The following is a 21,406-nucleotide window of genomic DNA, read 5'->3' on the forward strand; positions in this document are numbered from 1 at the left end:
GAATGGCGGATCTTCCACTCAATCCCGATTGTTTTGCTTGTGATTATAAAAATCACAATGTCCTGCACTGCGCTGCGCATGAGACCATAGAAAGGATCAACGCAGGTAAGGACTTCACTGTCTTCCCGAGAGGAAAACATCTTGTTTCTGCTGGTGAAAAAGCTGCGGGTTTTTTCTTCATCAAATCAGGTCTTGTTCGAAGTTACGTCCAACTTGCCAGTGGAAAGGAACAAACGTTACGACTCAGTGGTCCTGGGGACTGGGTTGGGTTTCGCGATTGTATTTCTGATTCGGTTTCCCATCACAATGTCGTAGCGGTCGAAGACACCCACGCTTGTTACATCACAGGGGATCTAATTGATGCTCTTGTAAAAGATGATATCAACTTCCAAAAAGAAGTCTTCAAACAGATGGCGAAGGAATGGCAGGAGATGGAGGAACATGTGGTTTCTCTTGGAACCAAACAAGTCCATGAAAAACTAGCAGAAATCCTAATCGTTTTAGACAATGCCCAAGGCCGAAAAAACCAAGTAGAACTCAAAGTCACTCGTGACGTCCTCGCCACATTCATTGGAACCAAAACTGAGACTTTGGTCCGAGCTCTATCTGACCTCAAAGCCAGAGAATTCATTTCTGTGGACAAAAACCGCATTGATATTCTGAACAGAGAAGCTTTGTATTCCCTTTCAAAAATCGCCTAAATTTTTTCCTGAATCTATTAAGCCCCCACCTTGGAATTCCGATGGTAGAAATGATTGATAATCAAGGTAGGGTCTGTTGCCTGATTTTACCTTAAGTCACTCCCGGGGGGCTTCCGAAAGGATTCCCCCTTTTTTTATTTCCCTTGTTTCTTTCTAAGCCATCTAGATTCTGGAAGTTACATGTCTAGAAATCGAGGCCAGAGTCCTAGTTTATTTGGGAATCCCATCCTTCATCCCCTGAATGTAATTCTCATCATCAATTGTCTTATTTTTTTTCTACAATACTTTGCAAACCAACAGTTAATTTATCGATTTGGTTTAACACCTGATTTTGTGTTAGGTGGTGCGGTTTGGCAAGTGTTTACCTATGGGTTTTTACATGCAGTGGATCTAATCCCTTTTCACTTGTTAGTGAATATGTATGGTATGTATATGTTGGGATCAAACATCATTCCCATCATTGGCAAAACAAAATTTACCATTTTATACTTTGCCTCACAAATTGGAGCGGGAATTTTTGTGGTTCTTTCTGCTTATTTAAATGAGATATTAGGTGGCAATCTTCCTTTTTTAGAATCAATGACCACTCAAACAATTGGTGCATCCGGGGCTTTATTTGGATTACTCGCACTGTTTGGAATTTTTTATCCCAACGCAGAACTCTTATTATTTATTTTCCCAGTAAAAGCAAAAAATGCCGTTTGGGTTTCTCTTGTCATTGGATACTTAATTTCCCAATTAGGGAATGGTGCCATTTCCAATACTTGCCATTTGGGTGGAGCTCTTACGGCTTTACTTCTCTATAAAATATTCCAAAAACAAATCAAACCGGGTAGTTTGCCATACATCCCGGGATTGGAATGGGAAGCACCGAGAGAGTCCAAAATCCAACAAAAAACCAAACCGGCGGTCGTTGAGGACCTCTTCCTTGACCAAAAAAAAATCAACGAAAATGTTTTGAAACAGATTGATTCTAAAAAAGATAATGATTCGGTAATAAATTATTTACAAGGATTGCAAGTGGCAAATGCCAATATTTGTCCTCCTTCTACGTATAACACCGAGGATCCGATCTGTTTGCGTTGTGAATGGTTGGCAAATTGTGCGCTTCGTAAGGCAAAAGAATAATTTTTCGTCTAATTCCTTGACAGTCTCTTGAGATGGAGATAATGAAAATATGCCTGTAGAAAAGAAATCCTCCGTAGAAGAGGTTCTCAAACGCGAAAAATTAGCCAAAGAATTTGAAAAAGAAAAACGTGTTTCTGAACAAAAAGCGATCGAACAAGCGGCCGCTAAATTGTCAGCTCAGAGCCCGGAAACCACAGAACCAGCCAAAACATCCAAATTCATTACCAATATTGATATTGTTTTTTCTCAGGCCAAAGCGGATTTGAGGTTTTATTTTTTGAATGATGGAACTTATGCAGAAGATTTCAAACGAATGTTCCAAGAAAACGAATCATTATTCAAACGATACGGAATCACAAGCCAAAAGTATTTAGAATACCTTCGCGAATCCTTTGATCGTTATAAAAAAATCCATGATATGATGCCTCTGGATCCTATGAAGCCCAAACATTTCAAATACGTGGAAGACTCTATTTCGGAACTCGTCCGAATGTTCAACCAACGATTCGGAAAATAAACTTTCATTCAATCCTTCTCTAACCCATAGGAATTCCCTAAAACATGAGAAGTTTTCTTCTGCCAATTGTTGGTTCTAATAGAGGGACTTCTTTGCCAGAACATTGGAAACGCATTCTTATTTTTTCGCTTGTCGCAATGGTTTATCTTTTTTGGGTTTTTGTTGGGTATGATTTAGCCGGGGTTCTTGGCCTCGCTTCCTAAACCTCCCCACATTCTCTCTTGACACCTGGGTTTTCTACCAAACATGCTAGGAATATGGTGGAATCAAGAAAGACATCCGAGACAGACATCCGACTGGACCTAAACGTCCGTGGTACGGGTGTTTACAAGTTTGATACAGAAATCCCGTTTTTTGAGCATATGCTCTCCCATATCTCCAAACATGGACTCATTGATATGGACCTAAAGCTCCGAGGAGACATTGGGATCGATTGCCACCATTCAGTGGAAGACACTGCCATTCTCATGGGTCAAATGATCCATACTCAGTTAGGTGATAAAAAAGGAATCTTTCGGTACGGAAATTTTACTTTGCCCATGGATGAAGTATTAACAACTGTAGCCGTGGATCTCGGCGGACGTTTTTATTTCAAATACACCGGACCTCCCATGGATGGAAAATTTGGGATTTATGACGCTGAACTATCGCTTGAGTTCCTTCAAAAATTTGCCCTCAATGCTAAGATGAATTTACACGTAGTTGTACACTACGGTGAAAACCGCCACCACATCCATGAGTCTATCTTTAAAGGACTTGGTAAAGCATTACGGCAAGCCATAACAATCGACTCACTAACAAAGGATCAAATTCCTTCTACAAAAGGAATGTTGGAGTGATTGTTGTTTTAGATTTTGGAATGGGGAATATCCATTCCTTATTGAAAGCCGTTTCACTTTATACGAAAGATTTTCAGTTCACAAGTGATCTCGAAACTGTAAAAAAAGCAGATAAAATCATTTTGCCTGGTGACGGGCATTTTGATAAAGCGATGCAGAACTTAAATGAAGCTGGGTTCTCTTCTGTTTTAAAAGACCACGTGGCTGCAAAAAAACCTTTGTTCGGGATTTGTATCGGCTATCAAGTGTTATTTGAGGACTCGGATGAAACTTCTAAACCGGGTGCAACCATTCCCGGTCTTGGATTCATTCGAGGTAAAATTAGGAAGTTCGAAGGGAAACCAAACTTAAAAGTCCCTCATATGGGATGGAACAAATTATTTGATATCAAAGCAAAAAATACAAAATTACTAAAAGGAATTCAAAATGAATCCTTTATGTATTTTATTCATTCCTATAGGCCAGTCGGAGTGGATCGTTTGGATATTACGGCTAACTGCCATTACTATGGGGAATCTTTTCCGGCAGTGGTTGAAAAAGAAACAGTATTTGGAACTCAGTTCCATCCCGAAAAATCGGATACAACAGGACTCGGAATCCTCAAAAATTTTATAGAACTTTAATATGTTAGTATTACCTGCGATTGATCTTTTAGATAACGAAGCTGTGCGACTCCTCCAAGGGGATTATTCTAAAAAGACTGTTTATTCTTCCGAACCGGAAAAAATGATCAAAGTCTTTGAAGAACAAGGTGCCACTCTCATTCACATTGTTGATTTAAATGCAGCCAAAACTGGGAAGTCAGAAAACGAGAAAGCCATCCGTAAAATCAAAGACAACTGTTCCGTTGAACTAGAGCTTGGCGGTGGGATTCGTTCTTTAGAAAACATGAAGTTTTATGATGGGTTAGGTGTGTCTCGGTTTATTTTAGGAACTGTGGCAGTAGAAGACCCATCGGTGGTTGAACAGGGACTGAAAACCTACGGTCCCAATCGAATTGTGATCGGCGTGGATGCAAAAGATGGGTATGTTCGTACAAAAGGTTGGGAAACCAACTCTGGCATCAAATACACTGATTTTTTAAAAACAATGTATGTTATGGGTATCCGGCATGTGATTTTTACAGATATATCCAAAGATGGTATGATGGCCGGACCCAATACGGCCGTTTATTTGGAGTTGTTAGCAGAGTTTCCCGATTTACAACTGGTAGCTTCAGGTGGAGTTTCTTCCATCGAAGACTTGGTAAATTTATATGATGTTTCCAAAGGAAAACTTTTTGGGGCCATTACGGGAAAAGCCATTTATGAAGGAAAATTAGACCTAAAAGAAAGTATCAGGATTCTAAGTAAGAAGAGGAATGAAAATTGATGAATCGTAAGAATTTAGCATTAGCAGGAGTGGTCGGTGGAGTTATCGGACTCATTGTCTCTTTCCTATTGGCAATCGAATACTTTGGCATTGGGACCGATAATATTGCCAATTCCGCATGTTCCGCATTAGGTGGCGGTGACTCTTGTTTAAAAGTAGCAGAAAGTTCTTATTCTGCAATCCCGGGAGTTCCCTTTTTAGGAAATGTTCCCATTGCTTTACTAGGGTTTGGGTTTTACGGATTACTAACGTATTCTTTCTTTTTGGTTACAAAAGCAAAATCGAACGAAGAAGTTTCTAAATTCATTTCTTTATTATTCCCTGTTTTGGTTTTAGGGCTTTTATTTGATTTGATCCTTTTTGGAATTTCAGTCGGAATCATTGGAACCATTTGCCAACTTTGTTTTGTGACATACCTTGTCACCATTACTCTCCTTGGCATTTTGTTTTTACTTTGGAAAACAGAAGGAAAACCAAAACTGGATGTTCCAGTGGCATTAAAAGAAGGAATCACGACTCTTGGTCTTGTTTATTTTTTTAGTTTTTCATTAGGTTTTGCCACAAGCAAAATGTGGGTGAGCAAAGCAAGTTCCAATACACTTGCAACTTCAAGAGGAATGGATTCGGCCGAAATCCAATCTAAAATCGCCGCTTATTTTCAAGAGCCCACACTCGGAATCAATGTTACCGGTTCTCCGTCGATTGGGAAAAAAGATGCTCCAATCACAATTGTTAAATATGCAGATTACAACTGTGGCCATTGTCTTCATACAAGCCATATCTTACATACGGTTCTTTCTGAGTATGATGGAATGGTTCGTGTAGTTTATAAAAACTTTCCTTTGGATGGAACTTGTAACCGCCTCATGCAACAACCAAGGCCAGACGCATCTTCTTGCGTTGCAGCCATTGCTGCCATTTGTGCGGATAAACAAGGTAAGTTTGAGCCTATGTATCGAGGCCTATATGATAATTTAGAAAAGGGAGTGGCTCACTCTGGATCCAGTGTTGTCAATTTAGCAAATTCTATCGGGCTTAATGTTAATTCTTTGAAAGCATGTATGGCTTCCAAGGAAGCGCAAAACCAATTGAACGCAGAGATTGATGAAGCAGAAAAGTTAAACATCCAATCGACTCCTTCTCTTTATGTGAATGACAGAAGAATCGAAAGTGGAACTCCCAATCCAATTTTTCTAAAAACACTTCTCGAACAAATCATCCAAAAGATGTAATTTAAGTTGGCACCTATTTAGACTTAGGTGCCAAGCGAACAGGTCCTTCTGGTAAAAGAGAAGGATCTCCTACTCGGTTTAACTCCCAAGAATCTAGAACATGGCTGTCTTTTGTGTGTAGGGCAGGTCTTAAACTAAGAATAGAATTTCCTTTTTTATAGAGGGATCTTCTTCCGTAAAACCAACCACCGGTTTCTTCAGGATGTGTGTTTTTTCCATACACCCCACCCATTTCAAAACTCTCTTGTAAATCATTTGCCAATTTTGAAAACATCGTTGGATCCATGGAAATTCCATGATCGGGACCTTCTAAATTCCGATCCAAAGTAAAATGTTTTTCAAAAACAACTGCACCAAGTCCACAGGCAACAGAGGATGCTAAGGTTCCATCCGAATGATCGCTAAAACCCACAACATAGTCTGTTGTGTCCAAATAAAATGGAATCGATTGAAGGTTTACTTTGTTTAGCGGAGTGGGATACATTGAAACACAGTGAAGTAAACAAATCTCTGTTTGGTGTTTTTGAAAAAGAGAAACGGCCCTTGTTACTTCTTCCGGCAAAGCGGCACCAGTGGACACTATTAAAGGTTTTCCTGATTGAATGCATTGATTCAGTAATGGTAAATTAACAATATCGCCTGAAGCAATTTTTAATACGGGAACATTGAGCCCACATAACAAATCAACAGCTGACAGAGAAAGAGGGGTAGAAAAAAAATCAAGCCCTAGATCCAGTGCCGTTCTTTGAAATTCTTTATGTTGGGATTCGTTTAATTCGTATTGTTTGAAGATATCAAAAAGAAATTTAACATCGGGATTGGAGCTGTCTATAAATTCTTCTGTTCGGTAGGTTTGGAATTTGACCGCATGGGCTCCCGACTCTTTTGCTTTCGCAATGGTTTGTTTTCCGATTTCAAGGTCTGCGTTATGGTTGAGTCCAATTTCTGCAACAAGATAGGGTGCAGATTTTCTGGTAAGAGTTTTTTTTCCAATGTGAAAATCCAAGTTTTTCCTCTTTCATTGATTGTCGGCAGTTTATGCAAATCCTAGAATTTTTCCCAACTGAAAAATTAGAAAGGAAGCAGTGAAGGCAAGGATGGTCATATATAAAAACTGAACGATTGGCCATAATATTGTGCCGGTTTCTTTTTTTGTGACAGCAAGTGTTGACATACATTGGCTGGCAAAAGCAAAAAATACTAAAAGTGACAAACCAGAAAGCGGTGTCCATACAAGCGATCCATCAGCTCTTTTTTCTGTGCGAAGTGTCGATCGGAGTGATTCACCTTCTTCATTTTCCTCAGAACCATATAGCACAGCTAAGGTGGAAACCATTACTTCTCTTGCTGCGAAAGAAGTTAGGATAGAAATACCAATTTTCCAATCAAACCCCAGTGGTTCAATTGTTGGTTCCATCACCTTTCCTATTGTTCCAATATAAGAAGATTCGATCGGGCTAGTGTTCCACTTTCGGTCTTTATACTCTGCAGGGAAGTGACTTAGAAACCAGAGTAAAACGGAAATGTATAAAATGATTTGGCCGGCTGTGGATAAAAATGATTTTACCTTCCCGTATACAGTATGAAACAAACTTTTCATAGAAGGAACATTGTATCTAGGGAGTTCCATTACAAAATAAGAAGAGTCTTCTTTAAATACTGTTTTTCGAAAAAGAAAAGCAAATCCAAAACTTGTTATCATTCCGAGAAAAAACATCGAAAACAAAACAAACCCTTGGACATTAAAAATTCCGAATACAGGTGGAAAACTAAATACAGTCCCAACAATCAATATGTAAACAGGATATCTCGCAGAACACATGATAAGAGGAGATACCATAATCGTTGTAAATCGATCGGATTTGTTTTCGATAGTTCTTGTTCCAAGGATAGCGGGAACTGCACAAGCAGCAGAAGAGAGCAGGGGAATAAAAGATTTTCCAGACAATCCGAACTTACCCATGATTCGATCCATTAAAAAACTAGCACGTGCTAAATATCCGGATTCTTCTAAGATTCCAATAAATAAAAAGAGTAGGGCAATCTGAGGAATAAACACAATCACACTTCCTACTCCTCCAATGATTCCTTCTGTCAAAAGAGATCTAAGCAAACCTTCATCCATGAAAGATTCGGTAAATAATTGTAAGTCGGTGATCCCTGATTCGATTAAATCCATCGGAAGTTCAGCAAAACTAAATAAACTTTGGAAGAGAAAACCCATTAAAAGAAAAAAACATATAAATCCGAGGACAGGGTGTAACAGTACTCGATCCAGTTTTTCTTCCCAACCTCCTGGAGTGGTTTTAGGATAGGTAATCACATCTACCAAAACTTTTTTAATGAAAAAAGAGCGGTAGATCATTTCCTCTTGGTAAAAAAAGGAATACCCTTTGCCTTCTACTTCAGATCGTAACCAATTTTTTGTTTCATCAGGGAACTTAACAAAATAACGTTCTTCACTTAGATTGGGATCTTTATTTAGATATTTTAATGATTGTGATAAAAAGAATTCTGCTTCGTTGGTATTGATTCCTAATTTTTGTTTTGTTGTTTTTAAAAAAGATTCTTCTTTTGCTCCCCATTTCCATAACCTAGGGCATTTTCGAAATTGATTTGGATCTTTTAAAACTTCTTTTAAATCATCAACACCTTCTCCAGACTTAGCGTTGACCAATAAAAATTGGAGGCCAATGGATTTTTTAAGTTTTTCTAAATCCAATTGGATTCTTTTTTTCTCTAACACATCCTTCATAGTTAGAACAACAAGTGTTGGAACGCCCATGTCTATGATTTGTAATAAAAACTGGAGTCCTCTTTCTAGATTTAACGCATCCAAAACATAAATGACTTGTTCATCTGGTTTTCTTGAAAGTAATACTTCGTAAGCAATTTTTTTGTCTTCCGCAATCCCACCAAGACCGTATGTTCCCGGTAAGTCGGTGATGGTCCATTCTGACTGGTCTAATACCAAAGTCCCTTCTCTTTTTTCTACAGTGACTCCACTGAAGTTTCCTGTTTTTTGTTTGAGACCAGTGAGTTGGTTGAATAAAGTTGATTTCCCGCAGTTGGGATTTCCAACTAAATAAATTCGTTTGTCTTTCATGTTTGTTTCAGTTTGATTTCGATTGCTTTCCCATCTTCGATTCTTAATGCAATGGTGGTCCCGCTTAAATTGCAGACCATCTTCCCAAGTAAGAGCGATTTATTTTGGAGTGTGATTTCGGCTCCAGGAAAAAATCCGAGTTCTAATAACTCTGTCACCATTGGTTTGGGGAGTTTTTGTGAATTCAGTGAAACAATCTCTGCTGTCTCACCGATTTTTAAATCTTGTATAGTCATTCGTATCTTTTAGGAAATTGCAAATTTTTGCGAATCACGGAATAAATTGATTTCTGGTGCGATTGATTTAACGTATCTATCAAAATATAACATCTGTTTCATGAGAAGGGCAAATTCTCTCGGAATTTTTAATCCATTTTTTTCTGCAATTTCCTTCATGTCGTACATGATTCGATTTACCCTAGATTCGTCAAACATCTCATTATCGGTCAAATGGACATAAACTGATTCTAACTCATTAAAAACGGAATCTAGTTCTTTTGCAAGGACAGTCGGATTGACTCCGCTATTTGTTGAATCCATTTCGACCAATCCTTGCGCCACTAACGTGGGTTCGCTGATCCCAATTCCTTGGGTGAATAACATCAATCCTTTCCAAATTTTCGGAGAAATTCTTCCAACAATACCAAAATCAATAAAACCGATAGTTCCATCTTTTAGAATCATTAAATTTCCAGCATGGACATCTGCATGGAAAAAACCTTGGTTGGATAAAGAAGAAAACCAAATTTCCAGAGCATCACTTAGAATCTTTCTTGGATTGTTTGTGAATTTACGAAGACCAACTTCATCCGTGATGGGAACTCCGTAGAATCGTTCCATTGTTAAAACTTTTTTGGAAGAAAGGGTATGATACACTCTAGGAACTCGTGCTCTTGATTCTTTGGCTCGCAAAAGATAATCTTCAAACTCTTCGATGTTTTTGGCTTCTTGGATAAAATCGATTTCCTGTAAGATTGAAATTTGAAATTCTTCGAACATCGCAGTAAGACCTGATTTTTTAAAGTCGGGAGCAATGAATTCTAAAATTTTAGTTAGGATTCCGAGTATTTGCATGTCGGTTTTCAATGTTAGGTGGACATCCGGCCTTTGGACTTTTACAACCACATCCAAACCTTCTTTGGTAACGGCAGCATGAACTTGTGCAATGGATGCGGAGGCTAGGGGAGTTTCTTCAAAACTATGGAATAAATTTTCGAGTTTCCCACCCAATTCCCGTTCTACGGAAGATCGAATGTCCCGAAAGGCCACAGGTCGTACGGAGTCCAAACAAGCCTGCATCTCTTCCACATATTCTTTGGGAAACAGGGAAGGGGCGCTAGCAATGAACTGCCCTAACTTGATATAGGTTGCCCCTAGGTGGGAAAAGGCATCCCTGAGAGTGATGGCAATTTCTCTGTGGTTTGGTTCTCCTTTGGCAAGTTGGGCCAGGATCCCAAAGGCTTTTGAAGTGAAGACAAAACTGGAATGGGCGACTCGTAGGCTTGATTGCCAACCAAAAGAAACGATTTCAGAAAGGGAATCCATACGCCCTAGTTTAAGACCTAAATCGGGATTGGAAACGAGAAAATCCCTTTCGATCCTGCAATTGAAATAGAGTTGCAGGAATAGGTCCCGACCAAAAACTTATCAAATCGCACCCATGAGCCAAGAAACTGTCCTGTACCAAGAGTTAGAGAAACTCGATCTCAACGAGATCAAAAAAATCGCCAGCCTTTGGAACATCCAAAAGATCCCGGGAAAGGACAAAAAATCGACCATTTTAGGTCTCATGGAGATTTTCCAGAACGAATTTTACCTCAAAGGGGTTCTGGAAAAGTTCACCCCACTCCAAGTCAATATTCTGACATCCATTTTAAAAAACAAAGGGGTCATGACCCTCGGTGAAATTTCAAGAAAGGTCAACATTCCACCCATTAACGTGGAGATGGAACTCAATGTTCTTAGAAAGTACTACCTTCTTTACCAAAGAAAAAACCGAGAACGTCTTACTAACAACTTAGATAAATACCATACATATGATGAATATTTAAAACTCATCAAAGTGGAAACAAATCCAAAGGGAGAGAAATTCAAATTCTCCATTGAGAAGGCTTTACACAAATCAACTCTTGCCGAACTTCCTGAAGAATGGAAAGAAGCAGTTGGTGCCAAAAAAGGCGAACACATTGAAACCTTCTTAAAGAATGCCTTAGAACAAGAATTCCTTCAAAAGTTAATCGAAGGGCTTTCTGATTTTGATAAAGACATTCTCCATCAAATTTACATTCATGGTGGTGTGATTGAGGCGGATACAATCCGTAACTACATCACTGTCAATCGTGGTAAGTTTGAACAAACGATTCCTCACCTAACATCACTTTATCTTGTTCGTGATTTATATTACGTAGAAGATAAATTCATTCGTGTCATTGTCATTCCGAAAGAAATTTTGGATCATTTGCAGTTCTCTCCTATTTTACCTCCTGTAAAAAAAGGAACAAGAGTACGTCAGGAAAAAATTTCTGCCAATGGACTCGACTTTTTCTTAAACGTTAAAAAACTCATTTCTTATATTTCACGTAAAGGTTTGAACCTTGCAAAATCAGGAAAAATCAAACAGGCAGACCACAAAAGAACAGAAACTGAACTTTTATCTCCTGATATAGAAATTTTCCCTGAAAAAAGTCAGGTGTATCAAATTGAACTCATCCTTCCTATCCTAAAACTTTTGGGATATGTGGATATCAAAGGTGAAAATGTCATTCTCATTCAAGAAACTGATGAGTTTTTAAAGAAAGACATCTTTGAAATCATGAAACTTGTGATTCATGAAGTCAATGAAGCAAGAACACGTCGTCTAAATCCTCCTGAAGTGTTTACTGCCACCGAAGTTCCGTTCTATGAAAAAGGAATTTTGGATAAAACTGTAAAACTCATTATGGCACATGGAAAGATCAATACCTCTGTGATTTTTTCTCATATCATTCGTGACCATTTGGTTTTTTCTCCAACCTTCCAAATCAAAACGTATGAAGAAGATTTGGCAGACTTACGAAAAGAAATCATCTCTGCCATTTTTTACTTACAACTCTTTGGTCTCATCGAAGTGGAATACCCACAACGAAACCTAAGCCTTTCAGAGCTTGGTGCTCATTACTTCAACCACGAAGCTTTGGTGACAGCGACAGAAAAAGGTGGAATCACCATCAACCCAGACTTCTCGATCATTGCTTTCCCTGATCGAGTTTCTTTACATGGGATTCATTTATTAAAAGCGTTCTGCGAGTTAAAAGATTATGATCGCGTTTATACTTTTTTACTTACCAAGGATAGTTTCCAATTGGGGATTCTTCTCGGTTATGACAAAGAAACTTTTGTTCATTTTTTAAGAGAATCTTCAAAAGCGGATCTCGCTCAAAACTTACTCTTCTTACTGGATGACTGGGGTAACAATTTACCAATTGTTACCATTACAGAAGATTCCGTTCTCCTTAGAACGAAAGACTCTCAAGTGATGGAACTTCTACTTGGTCAAATCAAAGGGAAAAAATTTGTTTTGGAAGAAGTAAGCCCGACAGGAATCATCATCGAAAAGTCGAAGGTGATGGAAGTCATTGCCATTGCAGAAAAATTAAACATGATCATTCGATTGAATCGTTAGTTTAAAAAATCTAAAGATCCAATAAAAAAAGACCAACGTTTGTTGGTCTTTTTTTTGTACTCAGCTGAAATGAACGACTTCAAGATTCGTTTTAAAAATTATTTTTTTTCGCCAGCTGCGAGTTCTGGGTCAGTAACTTTGATTTTGTTTTTAAAATCCCATTTACGAAATGGAGAGACGGCATCCAAACGTTCTTGAGTGACAAAGAACAATCTTTCACCGTATTTTACAAGCCCACCCTTATAATAAGCATACTTGGTTTTGTGGTCTACCATTCCTACTTCCATGACCTTATTCCAATCTTCGCAGGTCTTTAAAGAAGGTACCTTTCGGAGATACAATTCCTTAATTGAGTTTTCTTTCACCGCATCGCGAAGTATTTTTTCCCATTCCATATTCGAATAGCCTTTCTTTCCTTACCTAAATTTCAATTTCATTTTTCTTTTTATGAGGGAGTAACTGAGGTGGACTGCTGAAAAAAACAAAAAATATTAGAAAAAGGGCCATGATTCGACAAGGACTCGGGCCGAATTGGAGATAAGGCGTAGATCTCTCCTTGGTCACTGTTGGTAAATCTAGGTAACCGATGGCTTTTTGGAATGTTTGTAAATCGCCCATCATTTCTCTTCCCCATGGATCAAAGGCAGTGGTGAGCCCTGTGACCGCAACACGAACCACGGGCCTCCCTGATTCTATGGACCGAAGCCTTCCTGCACCCGCATGTTGTTTGGTTTCCGTTAAACTTTCGAACCAGGAATCATTGGTAAGGTTCAGAATGAACTCTGAGGGAGAATGATTGACTATCTTTCGAACAAATTCAGGATAAAGGACTTCATAACAAATTAGCGGACTGAATGTAACGGTTTCACCAGTTTTTGTTTGGAACCCTAAAGCATCTGTTAGTTTTCCTGGAACGTGACGGCTTGTTTCTGGGAATATGGTTCGTAACCAAGGAAATTCTTTTTCCCCTGGTAAATACTCGCCAAAAGGTAATAACACTTGTTTGTAGCTTCTTTCAAATGTAAGGGACAACGGATGGAGGAGGGTGAGTGAATTCCTTGACCCCTGGTCCCAAACTAATTCATTAAAGGCGAGTGGGGTATTGCCGGCCTGAACCAAATTTGTTGTAATATCCACAAAACTTTTGCTATACGTTGAATTGTGATCTTCTGAATTTAAAGTACCCAAAAAGGGAATCGATGATTCTGGCATCACTAGCAAATCAATGGGTTTTGGAGAATTATGAATGGCTTCAAGTCCTATATCATAAACGGATTGAATGGTTTTTGTCATCCAATCTTGGTTTTCCTGAATTTCCCTCTTCGCATAAGGAGTGTTTGGTTGCAGTAAAGCTAGATGAATGGTTGGGCCCTGGGGTATGGTTTCTGCCAGAAAATAGAGATTGATCGAAAAAAAACAAAAAATGGGGAATAGATATGGAAGATAACTTTTTACTCCCTTGGTAGATTTCAAAAGCATCAAATAGAGAAGGGAGGCCGAAATCACAGAAACAAAACCCAAAACCTCAATCCCAAACCTTGCCATTTGGCGCCAAAGGATTTGGTTGCGAAACAAATCACCCCAATACACAGGAAATACCATAGGGCAAATCCAATCAGAAATTAAAAATAAAGAAGGAAGGACAAATAAAAATAAATGAATGTCCTTGATGGAGCGATGTTTGGTTAAAAAAACGGAACCAAAAAAAACAATTCCTATCTTATAAAAAGAAAGAAGTGCATAAACCAAAAAGAGAAAAGTGGAGATCATTACCCCTTGGCCAGAAATATTACGAATGGCATTCCAAATCCAATGAAAACTTGTCAATGTCACAAGTGCGGAAAACAAAATGGTGGCATAAAAGGTATCTTTCCAACTAGAAATTTTCGTTAGTTGTTTGGTGTAGTAAAGTAATAGAAAGATACAAAGAAACCCCGCAGAGGTAAGTCCGAAGGGTTCTAAGGCCAGCGCAAAGAGAATTGCGACTGGAAAAAGTAAAAGGATGGGGTATCTAATTTCCGGAATTTTTGAGTGTTTTCTCATATTCCATTCTTCTTGTGTATTCCTCTGCGAGTTCCTTACTACCCAAAGTTTGGATGCGAAGGTCCATTAGTTTTTTTTCACGTTCTGATTCAGAAAGATTAGGGTAGTTTTTTAATAGGTTTTTTTCTTCCACTTGGAGTTTCGAAATTTTTTCTTCTTCTTCTTTCATCTCCTTTAAAACCTTTTCCATCCTTTCGTTTCCGTCCTTCCCAAAATAACGAATTCGAACTTCTTTTTCTTTGTTTTCCCGATCCGAACTAGACAACTTAGAAAGTTCGATTTGTCTTAAGTCCATTTCTGTTTCGAACTTATCAAACTTAGGTTCCCTTGCTTCGACCGCATTGTAAAATGCTCCGAAAGATTTTTTGCGATAGTCTTCATACAAACGAATTCTTTCGTCTGCTTTTAGATTTTTGGTTTCATCTAAAAAGTTCTTTCTATTAAAACTAAAATCCGCAGTAGCTTCTTCTAGTCCGAAGATGAGTTCTGCATCTTCTTTCGCAAAATACTTTCGACGAAGTTGTTTGATTTGTTCGTATCGTTCTTGGTTGGTATAAGATTTACTGGAAGGATCCAAATGCACCATGGCTTCTTCGTATTTTAAATAATTGGAAAGCATGGTAACCAGTCGTTTTGCTTCTTCTCCCCCATATTCGTTTTGGAGAAAGGCTTTGATGTATTCGTGGCATTGTTCGCGGGTACTACCTTCTGGGCATTGTCTACGTAAGTTCCAAAGTTCGGAAACTAAATTCAACTCTCCCGATTTTGCTCGTGCCAATATTTCTTCAAAACGAAGGAACTGTCCATCGGCAGAAAAAATTGTTTTTGCGGATTCTAAATAGAATGGATCCACCGAAAATCCGTCACTTTGGGTTCGAAAATAGGATTCTGCTTTGTCATTTGGATTTTCTTCATTTGTCGTTTCTAATTCACTTGGTGAGAAGATTCGAAAGGCAACATAGATAAGAAGTAGGGCGCCAATGGCATAACTAAGGTAACGTAAATTTTTAACATTCATGGGAGATGGTATCGTAGTAAAGGATGGATGAAACTTCTGGAAACAAAAAAACCCAAGTCGAAACTTGGGTTTTCTGAAAAAACTTCGAGAGTGAATTACTGATTTGCCTTCATGTTAGAAGCCATATCCATGTAGAATCCTTCTACATCATACCATAGACTTCCGGAACGGAGAGTGTTGGATGCTTGTAAATGGTCAATTCCTGTTGTGAAGATTCCATAAGAAGGTCCACCTTTCCAAGTTCCCCATTTTTGTGAAGAAAGTGGAACAAGTCCATCGTTTGTAAATCCTTGTCCTTGGAAAAGTCCACCAGCCCCACAAGCAGGGTGAAGGATTCCCATAAGAGGGTGTTGGATGAGGTCAGGAATTGTGATAGAAGATCCGTAAGAGAAATACTTCACACCAGTTTTGTTCGGAGTGTATCCGTTAAAAGCAGTGAGTCCTTCTTTGGAGAGTGAAGCCAAAGCCGCCAAAGCATTTTGTTGGTTGGTTCCACCATAAACAAGTTTCACAAGAGTTTCTACAACACTTGCAACAAATGGTTGGATCCAACTAGGAAGAACTGTTTTTACAATGTCAGCAATCGGAGATCCGTAGTGAGGTGTGTTGAGGGTCGTGAGAGTTGCTGTGCGACCAGAAAGTCCTAGGTTAGAAACCATATAACGGCTATCGAGTCCACCTTGGGAGTGACCGAGGATATGGAATTTTCCTGTGTAGTTTGTTGCAGCTGCGTAAGTTAGAATGGCAGCTTTTAGTTCCTGAGCTCGCACTTCGTTGGAGTTGGCTGCCGTTTTTCCAGGAGCAAATACGGTTGCGCCTTGGCTTCTGAGGTAATCATCTGTTCCACCCCAATAGTTGATGATGCTAATGATTCCACCGGAGTTTTCGCCCCAGCCAAAAAGACCATGAGAAAGGATAATGGGATAAGTGCCTGCAAGTGGTTTGGAAGAAGAACCGGAACTAGCGAGAACGGGAGCTGCGAGCGCAAATGTTACAAGAATGGCTAAAAGACCTTTACGAATCATAAATATTTTACCTCTGAATTTTCTAAGATAAAACTGTGTCAATTTGCCTTATTTGGGGCAAGGATATTTTTGCTACAAATTCGAAAAAAAGAAGGTTTGGACTCAATTGAACATCTTTAGTTATGGATTCGGATTCGTTGTTTTTTTGAGGATAAGTTTCCAAAGTCTGGATGTTGGCCAATGGAACGGATTTAGAATTTGTAATTATCTTATTGTTTCTCAATAAAATAAAGTTAGGCGAATGAATCTAATAAATCACTAAGTCTAGATTTAAAAATTTTATTCCACGCGTTTGCGGTAACGAATATAAAATCTTTCAAAAGAAGATTTGTCCCAGAATTCCACAGCTTCTTTGTTCTGTAAAATGGCTCGAAGTTCGATTGTCGGAATGGATTTTTCTTTGCACCAAAGATCCACATCTTTCAAAAGTTCGGACATATATCCTTTTTTCTTTTTCCCCAATTTTGTAACGGCCAAATCAATGAATAAACTTCTTTCTTCTTCTAAGTGAGGTTTTTCTTCGATCCGTCCAATGAGTAAGGATACAAGCTCTTGGTCTTCGAAAAACCCACGCATATACACTTTCCCTGTGCCGATGAGTTTGAAATAGATGTCAGTGAATTTGGTAGCAGCGCGGGGTCTGATGCGAAAAACACCATCTAACTCGAGTTCGTTTACCTTTCGATAAAACTGATTTACGAGTTCGATGGTTTGATTTCTATCGGATTCTGTTAAGTCCCTGATCACCTATACCATTCTTTGGATCAGGTAGGATTTGAGCTCGGAAACGGGGATACGTTCCTGTTTCATGGAATCTCTTTCCCGAATGGTAACGGTTCCATCACTCATGGTATCGTAATCCACTGTGATACAAAATGGAGTTCCAATTTCGTCATGACGGCGGTACCGTTTTCCAATGGCTCCACTTTCATCATAGTCCACATACCAATGGTTGCGGAGGTCTGCATAAATTTCCTTGGCTTTTGCATCAAGTCCGTCTTTTTTCATGAGTGGAAATATTGCTACTTTCATAGGACTCACTCGTTTCCCAAAACGTAAAACAGTTCGAATGTCGTCTTTTTCTAATTTTTCTTCCTCGTAAGCATCACATAACACTGCCAGGAAGAGACGGTTCAGACCCAATGCAGGTTCCACAACGTATGGAAGGTATTTTTTCTTATTCTCCAAATCATGATACTTTAGGTCTTCTGAAGAAAACTTTTCATGTTGGGTGAGGTCATAATCAGTCCTTGAGGCAACACCCCAAAGTTCTCCCCAACCAAACGGGTATTTGTATTCGATATCACTTGTGGAATCACTATAAAAAGAAAGTTCTTCCTTTTCATGTTCTCTCACACGTAGGTTTTCTTTTTTTAGGCCGACCACATTCACAAGCCAATCCATGCAGTAGTCCACCCAATACTTAAACCATTCTTTTTGAGTGCCTGGTTCGCAGAAAAATTCCATTTCCATTTGTTCGAACTCGCGTGTGCGAAAGATAAATTGGCGTGCCATAATTTCGTTTCGAAAAGACTTTCCGATTTGTGCGATTCCGAAGGGAACTTTTTTCCGAGCAATTTGGGTTACGTTTTTGAAATTGATAAAGATCCCTTGTGCAGTTTCAGGGCGAAGGTAAATGTCTGTCGCTCCTTCTTCGGACGCACCATGAGAGGTTTTGAACATCAAATTGAATTGGCGGGCATCGGTAAAACTTCCCACAGTTCCGCAAGTCGGGCAGGCATATGCTTTGTCTCGAATGGTGTTTGTGAGTTCCTCTAGACTTTTTCCCGTGGCGGCACCTTCGCCTTCCTTATCTTCCAAAAACTTATCCACTCGCACACGAGTTTTGCATTTTTTGCAATCCATCAGAGGATCGTTGAAGTTAGAAATATGGCCGGAAGCTTCCCAGACGCGAGGGTGGAGGAGGATGGAGGAATCAAGGCCCAATACATCATCCCTTCTGTGAACAAAGTATTCCCACCAAAGTCGTTTTAGATTGTTTAATACTTCAATTCCATTCGGACCATAGTCAAAGGTATTGGATAGGCCTCCGTAAATTTCGGAACCTGGGAAAACAAATCCCCTTCTTTTGGAGACTGCGACTATGGGTTTGAGCGACTGTTCTTCTTTCTCTTTCGGCTGTGCCATATCCGCCAAATTTTTTGTTTTCCATGAAAATTCAAAGTATTTTCCTTGAGATAAGACTAAAGAATGGATTCGGCAAATTCTAAACAACTCTCTCCCTGGGCTAAAAAATCCTTAACCTTCTTCCTTTGGATGTCCCCTCTCTTTTCTCTTGGGCCATTTTTGGCACTCGGCATCCTATTTGCGTTCCCTAGAGAATTTCGCCTTCGCCTTCGTGCTGTTTCGGTGATTGCAGTTTATATCCTATCTTGGGTTGTTTTTTATCCTATCGAACTTGTGCACAGGTCGGGACTCGAATGGGAGGCAGTCATCAATGAATTTTTGGCAAAGGATTCCCGGGGCTTCCAACTAAAGTTTGGATTTGTGGTCATCTGTTTTCTTTTGCTGCTAACAAACTACATTCATAGTCACAAAAGAAATAAAAAAAGAGAATCCATCCGAACGACAAAGTTACAAACGGAACATCCTTATGGGAAAATCCGTACAGAGATGCGAATTCGAGATTCCAAGTTTGATACTTTGTTGTTAGTATTGTTTCTTGCCCTCCTACTCAATTTTGCATTCCAATATCTTTCTGAAAAATTACATCCAAACAAATCTCTTTCTCCATTGGCGCCGCTTGTGGATGTTTACCAGTTTGTTTTTAATTATTCGATTTCGCTTTGTATCCTTTTGTTTAGTTTCAATCGAAACAAAATTCCATCTCTGATAGCAAAACCTTATCTGCGTTATATGGAAGGAATTCGTATCCGAGAAAGGTGGAAGGCAGCCGTTGTCTCACAAGGTAAATTCCCATTTCGCTTAGAACTCATAGTCAAAGAAAAAGCAAAATTCCGAGACCATATCCTACCTGGATTTGGGCATATTTATGTTTATGAGTATTGGCGTGGGTTTCCCATTTTATTTTTAACCTTGTTACTTTTTTTATTTTCTGCCGTTTGGGTGTTTTCCTATTTAAGCCCTATTTTTGGGATTCAGTTTTTGGCAGGGTTTGGATTAAAACCAGGAGTTCCCGATAAAGATTTTTTTATCTCATCACAAAACATTGCTTATGCGGGATTTTCTGTATTAGCACTTGTGGGAATTTACTTTTACTCCTCATACTTACTCGAAAAATCGTTTAGTTTAGAAAACTTAGGAGTTAAAGAAGATAAAGTAGGTGAGTCAGAACCCTTTTTCAAACCTGGGTTACGAAAAGGTTTCCGAAATGTTTTACCTCTTTCTTTACTCTTTCATTTGATTTTGATCTCTCTTGTTTTTCTGATTCCAATCACTCTCCAACGTGGTAAAAAGAAAGAACAGTCCTCACAAAAAAATGATCACTTTCGTCCAGAAAAAATGGAGTTCTATTTCATCGATCCTAATGTTCCCGATGATACCAAAGGCCTGAATGGTGGGGTTGTGACAGGGAATGAAACCGAAAACAAAGAAAAGGGCGAAAAAATTTCCAACGAAAAAGTAGCGGACAATGGACCTGTCAAAGGCCATATCAAAAGAATCCGAGGGAAAAAAGTCCCACCAACTTACTCCAATTATATCTCTGCAAAAATGCGAATTCCTGAAAGTTATATGGACTATTGGGCCAAAGCCCCTCATCCATATTCTTCTGTGGTTGCTTATACCATTACCCAAGATGGGGATGTGATTGATGTGGAACTTGTGGAAGCATCTGATTATCCAGACCAAGACCTTCGTACCTTACAACTTGTGGAAAGTTTGGGTCCACTCATGCCACCACCAGGAACCAAAAACGACATTCGTGTGACGGAACTTTTTTGGAATGGACCGATTGATCCTGAGTTTGTTCCCACACAATTACAAAAAGAAATGATCAATTTATTTGACGGGCGTTATATGGAAGAGTTACCAGAATGAAAGAAATTGGACCCATTGATTATTTGATTGGATCATTCACGATTCTTCCTTGGGCAATTGTCATTTGGAAGGCATACAAACCTAAAAAAGGTTGGCAGGAAGTATTGGGTATCTTTTTGGCTTTGTTCTTTGGTTGGTTGTCCACCGATTTAATTCTCAGACTCCATCCCATCCTTTGGCCAGAAACAGATTTTATGCCAAAGAAAAAAGTAAGTATGTTAACTCAAACTGCTCATTTGGCTTTTATCCAAGCAGGCATCACGGAAGAGACATTTAAGATATTTTTTATTATGATTTTGTCTTTTGTATTAGGTTATGATAAAAAAACAAAAACCTTTTCACCTAATGTGGTTTTGTTTGGATCTTTTGTGGCAATGGGATTTTCATTTATTGAAAACACTCATTACATTGCAAGAGAGCCGGACGAAAAAAAATTCGACCTCTTCGTTGCACGAACCGTTCATTCTTCCAATATTCATTTGCTGATCAATCTCTGTTTTTCTTTATTTTTGTTGAAGAGCAATTTGAAAATAGAGAATGCCAACAAACGATTGTACATTGCATTGGGTTTTGCCTTGGCTGTGATGCAACATGGGGTTGTAGACTTTTTATTGATCCCCGGTTCCATCATTGGTCTTTGGATTGCTACTTCCCTTTTCGTTGGGATTTGGGTTTGGACTGTAAACGATTGGCGGGAACTGGTGGTGGATAGAAAACACCAATCGATAGAAATTTAAACAGTAGAG

The 21,406-nt window shown here is 39.0% G+C and carries 21 protein-coding genes; 11 read left to right on the top strand and 10 right to left on the bottom strand.

The genetic code is table 11. From position 1 onward, the window contains the following. Positions 1-2: 2 nt before the first annotated feature. From EHR01_RS19010 to EHR01_RS19040, 8 genes are all read left to right on the top strand, one after another. The gene (locus tag EHR01_RS19010) at positions 3-701 is read left to right on the top strand and encodes a Crp/Fnr family transcriptional regulator (RefSeq protein ID WP_135697257.1); all 699 of its coding nucleotides are present in this window, start codon (positions 3-5) and stop codon (positions 699-701) included. Positions 702-881: 180 nt separating this feature from the next. Beyond that, entirely contained in the window at positions 882-1,829 is a 948-nt protein-coding gene (locus EHR01_RS19015; protein WP_135697259.1) for a rhomboid family intramembrane serine protease, read from the top strand. A 49-nt stretch (positions 1,830-1,878) separates the two neighbouring features. Further along, positions 1,879-2,346: an LIC11177 family protein gene (locus EHR01_RS19020; protein WP_135697261.1), complete on the top strand. Its 468-nt coding sequence runs from the start codon at positions 1,879-1,881 to the stop codon at positions 2,344-2,346. A gap of 44 nt (positions 2,347-2,390) precedes the next feature. After that, positions 2,391-2,549 (top strand): hypothetical protein, encoded by a 159-nt coding sequence (locus EHR01_RS19240; protein ID WP_167482960.1) that lies wholly within the window; start codon positions 2,391-2,393, stop codon positions 2,547-2,549. Between the two features lie 54 nt (positions 2,550-2,603). Continuing rightward, positions 2,604-3,185 (top strand): imidazoleglycerol-phosphate dehydratase HisB, encoded by a 582-nt coding sequence (gene hisB / locus EHR01_RS19025; protein ID WP_135697262.1) that lies wholly within the window; start codon positions 2,604-2,606, stop codon positions 3,183-3,185. Further along, positions 3,182-3,808, top strand: a complete 627-nt coding sequence (hisH, locus tag EHR01_RS19030) for an imidazole glycerol phosphate synthase subunit HisH (RefSeq protein ID WP_135697264.1) — start codon at positions 3,182-3,184, stop codon at positions 3,806-3,808. The genes hisB and hisH overlap by 4 nt, the downstream gene beginning before the upstream one ends. A gap of 1 nt (position 3,809) precedes the next feature. Continuing rightward, the gene (hisA, locus tag EHR01_RS19035; RefSeq protein WP_135697266.1) at positions 3,810-4,556 is read left to right on the top strand and encodes a 1-(5-phosphoribosyl)-5-[(5-phosphoribosylamino)methylideneamino]imidazole-4-carboxamide isomerase; all 747 of its coding nucleotides are present in this window, start codon (positions 3,810-3,812) and stop codon (positions 4,554-4,556) included. Next, positions 4,556-5,788, top strand: a complete 1,233-nt coding sequence (locus EHR01_RS19040; RefSeq protein ID WP_135697268.1) for a vitamin K epoxide reductase/DsbA family protein — start codon at positions 4,556-4,558, stop codon at positions 5,786-5,788. The genes hisA and EHR01_RS19040 overlap by 1 nt, the downstream gene beginning before the upstream one ends. Before the next feature lie 13 nt (positions 5,789-5,801). Here the strand turns inward: EHR01_RS19040 and EHR01_RS19045 are convergent, their stop codons facing one another. The 4 genes from EHR01_RS19045 to EHR01_RS19060 are packed head-to-tail and all read right to left on the bottom strand — an operon-like array spanning position 5,802 to position 10,438. Next, positions 5,802-6,794: an N-acetylneuraminate synthase family protein gene (locus tag EHR01_RS19045; protein WP_135697269.1), complete on the bottom strand. Its 993-nt coding sequence runs from the start codon at positions 6,792-6,794 to the stop codon at positions 5,802-5,804. Positions 6,795-6,824: 30 nt separating this feature from the next. Beyond that, positions 6,825-8,894 carry a ferrous iron transport protein B gene (gene feoB / locus EHR01_RS19050; protein ID WP_135697271.1) on the bottom strand — a complete coding sequence of 690 codons (2,070 nt, stop codon included), beginning with the start codon at positions 8,892-8,894 and terminating at the stop codon, positions 6,825-6,827. Further along, positions 8,891-9,130, bottom strand: coding sequence for a FeoA family protein (locus EHR01_RS19055; RefSeq protein ID WP_135697273.1), 240 nt, complete (start codon positions 9,128-9,130; stop codon positions 8,891-8,893). The genes feoB and EHR01_RS19055 overlap by 4 nt, the downstream gene beginning before the upstream one ends. 9 nt (positions 9,131-9,139) lie before the next feature. Next, entirely contained in the window at positions 9,140-10,438 is a 1,299-nt protein-coding gene (locus tag EHR01_RS19060) for an ABC1 kinase family protein (RefSeq protein WP_135697275.1), read from the bottom strand. A gap of 115 nt (positions 10,439-10,553) precedes the next feature. On the opposite strand from EHR01_RS19060, the gene EHR01_RS19065 reads away from it, so the two are divergent. Then, complete coding sequence (locus tag EHR01_RS19065; RefSeq protein WP_135697277.1) at positions 10,554-12,554, top strand: helicase; 2,001 nt, start codon at positions 10,554-10,556, stop codon at positions 12,552-12,554. 98 nt (positions 12,555-12,652) lie between these two features. Here EHR01_RS19065 and EHR01_RS19070 read toward each other — a convergent pair whose 3' ends face one another. The 6 genes from EHR01_RS19070 to EHR01_RS19095 form a co-directional block, all read right to left on the bottom strand. Next, a complete protein-coding gene (locus EHR01_RS19070) occupies positions 12,653-12,949 on the bottom strand; it encodes a hypothetical protein (RefSeq protein WP_004784493.1) in 297 nt (98 codons plus the stop codon). A gap of 25 nt (positions 12,950-12,974) precedes the next feature. After that, positions 12,975-14,597 carry an apolipoprotein N-acyltransferase gene (lnt, locus tag EHR01_RS19075; protein WP_135697279.1) on the bottom strand — a complete coding sequence of 541 codons (1,623 nt, stop codon included), beginning with the start codon at positions 14,595-14,597 and terminating at the stop codon, positions 12,975-12,977. Further along, entirely contained in the window at positions 14,566-15,615 is a 1,050-nt protein-coding gene (locus EHR01_RS19080; protein WP_135697281.1) for a lipase secretion chaperone, read from the bottom strand. The genes lnt and EHR01_RS19080 overlap by 32 nt, the downstream gene beginning before the upstream one ends. Positions 15,616-15,710: 95 nt before the next feature. After that, complete coding sequence (locus EHR01_RS19085; protein WP_135697283.1) at positions 15,711-16,640, bottom strand: esterase/lipase family protein; 930 nt, start codon at positions 16,638-16,640, stop codon at positions 15,711-15,713. A 279-nt stretch (positions 16,641-16,919) separates the two neighbouring features. After that, complete coding sequence (locus EHR01_RS19090; protein ID WP_135697285.1) at positions 16,920-17,387, bottom strand: GNAT family N-acetyltransferase; 468 nt, start codon at positions 17,385-17,387, stop codon at positions 16,920-16,922. Then, positions 17,388-18,788 (bottom strand): glycine--tRNA ligase, encoded by a 1,401-nt coding sequence (locus EHR01_RS19095; protein WP_167482961.1) that lies wholly within the window; start codon positions 18,786-18,788, stop codon positions 17,388-17,390. 63 nt (positions 18,789-18,851) lie between these two features. Here EHR01_RS19095 and EHR01_RS19100 point away from each other — a divergent pair, with 63 nt between their 5' ends. Both EHR01_RS19100 and EHR01_RS19105 read left to right on the top strand, forming a co-directional pair. Continuing rightward, positions 18,852-20,660 (top strand): energy transducer TonB family protein, encoded by a 1,809-nt coding sequence (locus EHR01_RS19100; RefSeq protein ID WP_135697287.1) that lies wholly within the window; start codon positions 18,852-18,854, stop codon positions 20,658-20,660. Further along, complete coding sequence (locus EHR01_RS19105) at positions 20,657-21,397, top strand: PrsW family glutamic-type intramembrane protease (RefSeq protein ID WP_135697289.1); 741 nt, start codon at positions 20,657-20,659, stop codon at positions 21,395-21,397. The genes EHR01_RS19100 and EHR01_RS19105 overlap by 4 nt, the downstream gene beginning before the upstream one ends. Positions 21,398-21,406: the final 9 nt, after the last annotated feature.

This window comes from Leptospira mtsangambouensis, from assembly GCF_004770475.1.
Taxonomy (GTDB): domain Bacteria; phylum Spirochaetota; class Leptospiria; order Leptospirales; family Leptospiraceae; genus Leptospira_A; species Leptospira_A mtsangambouensis.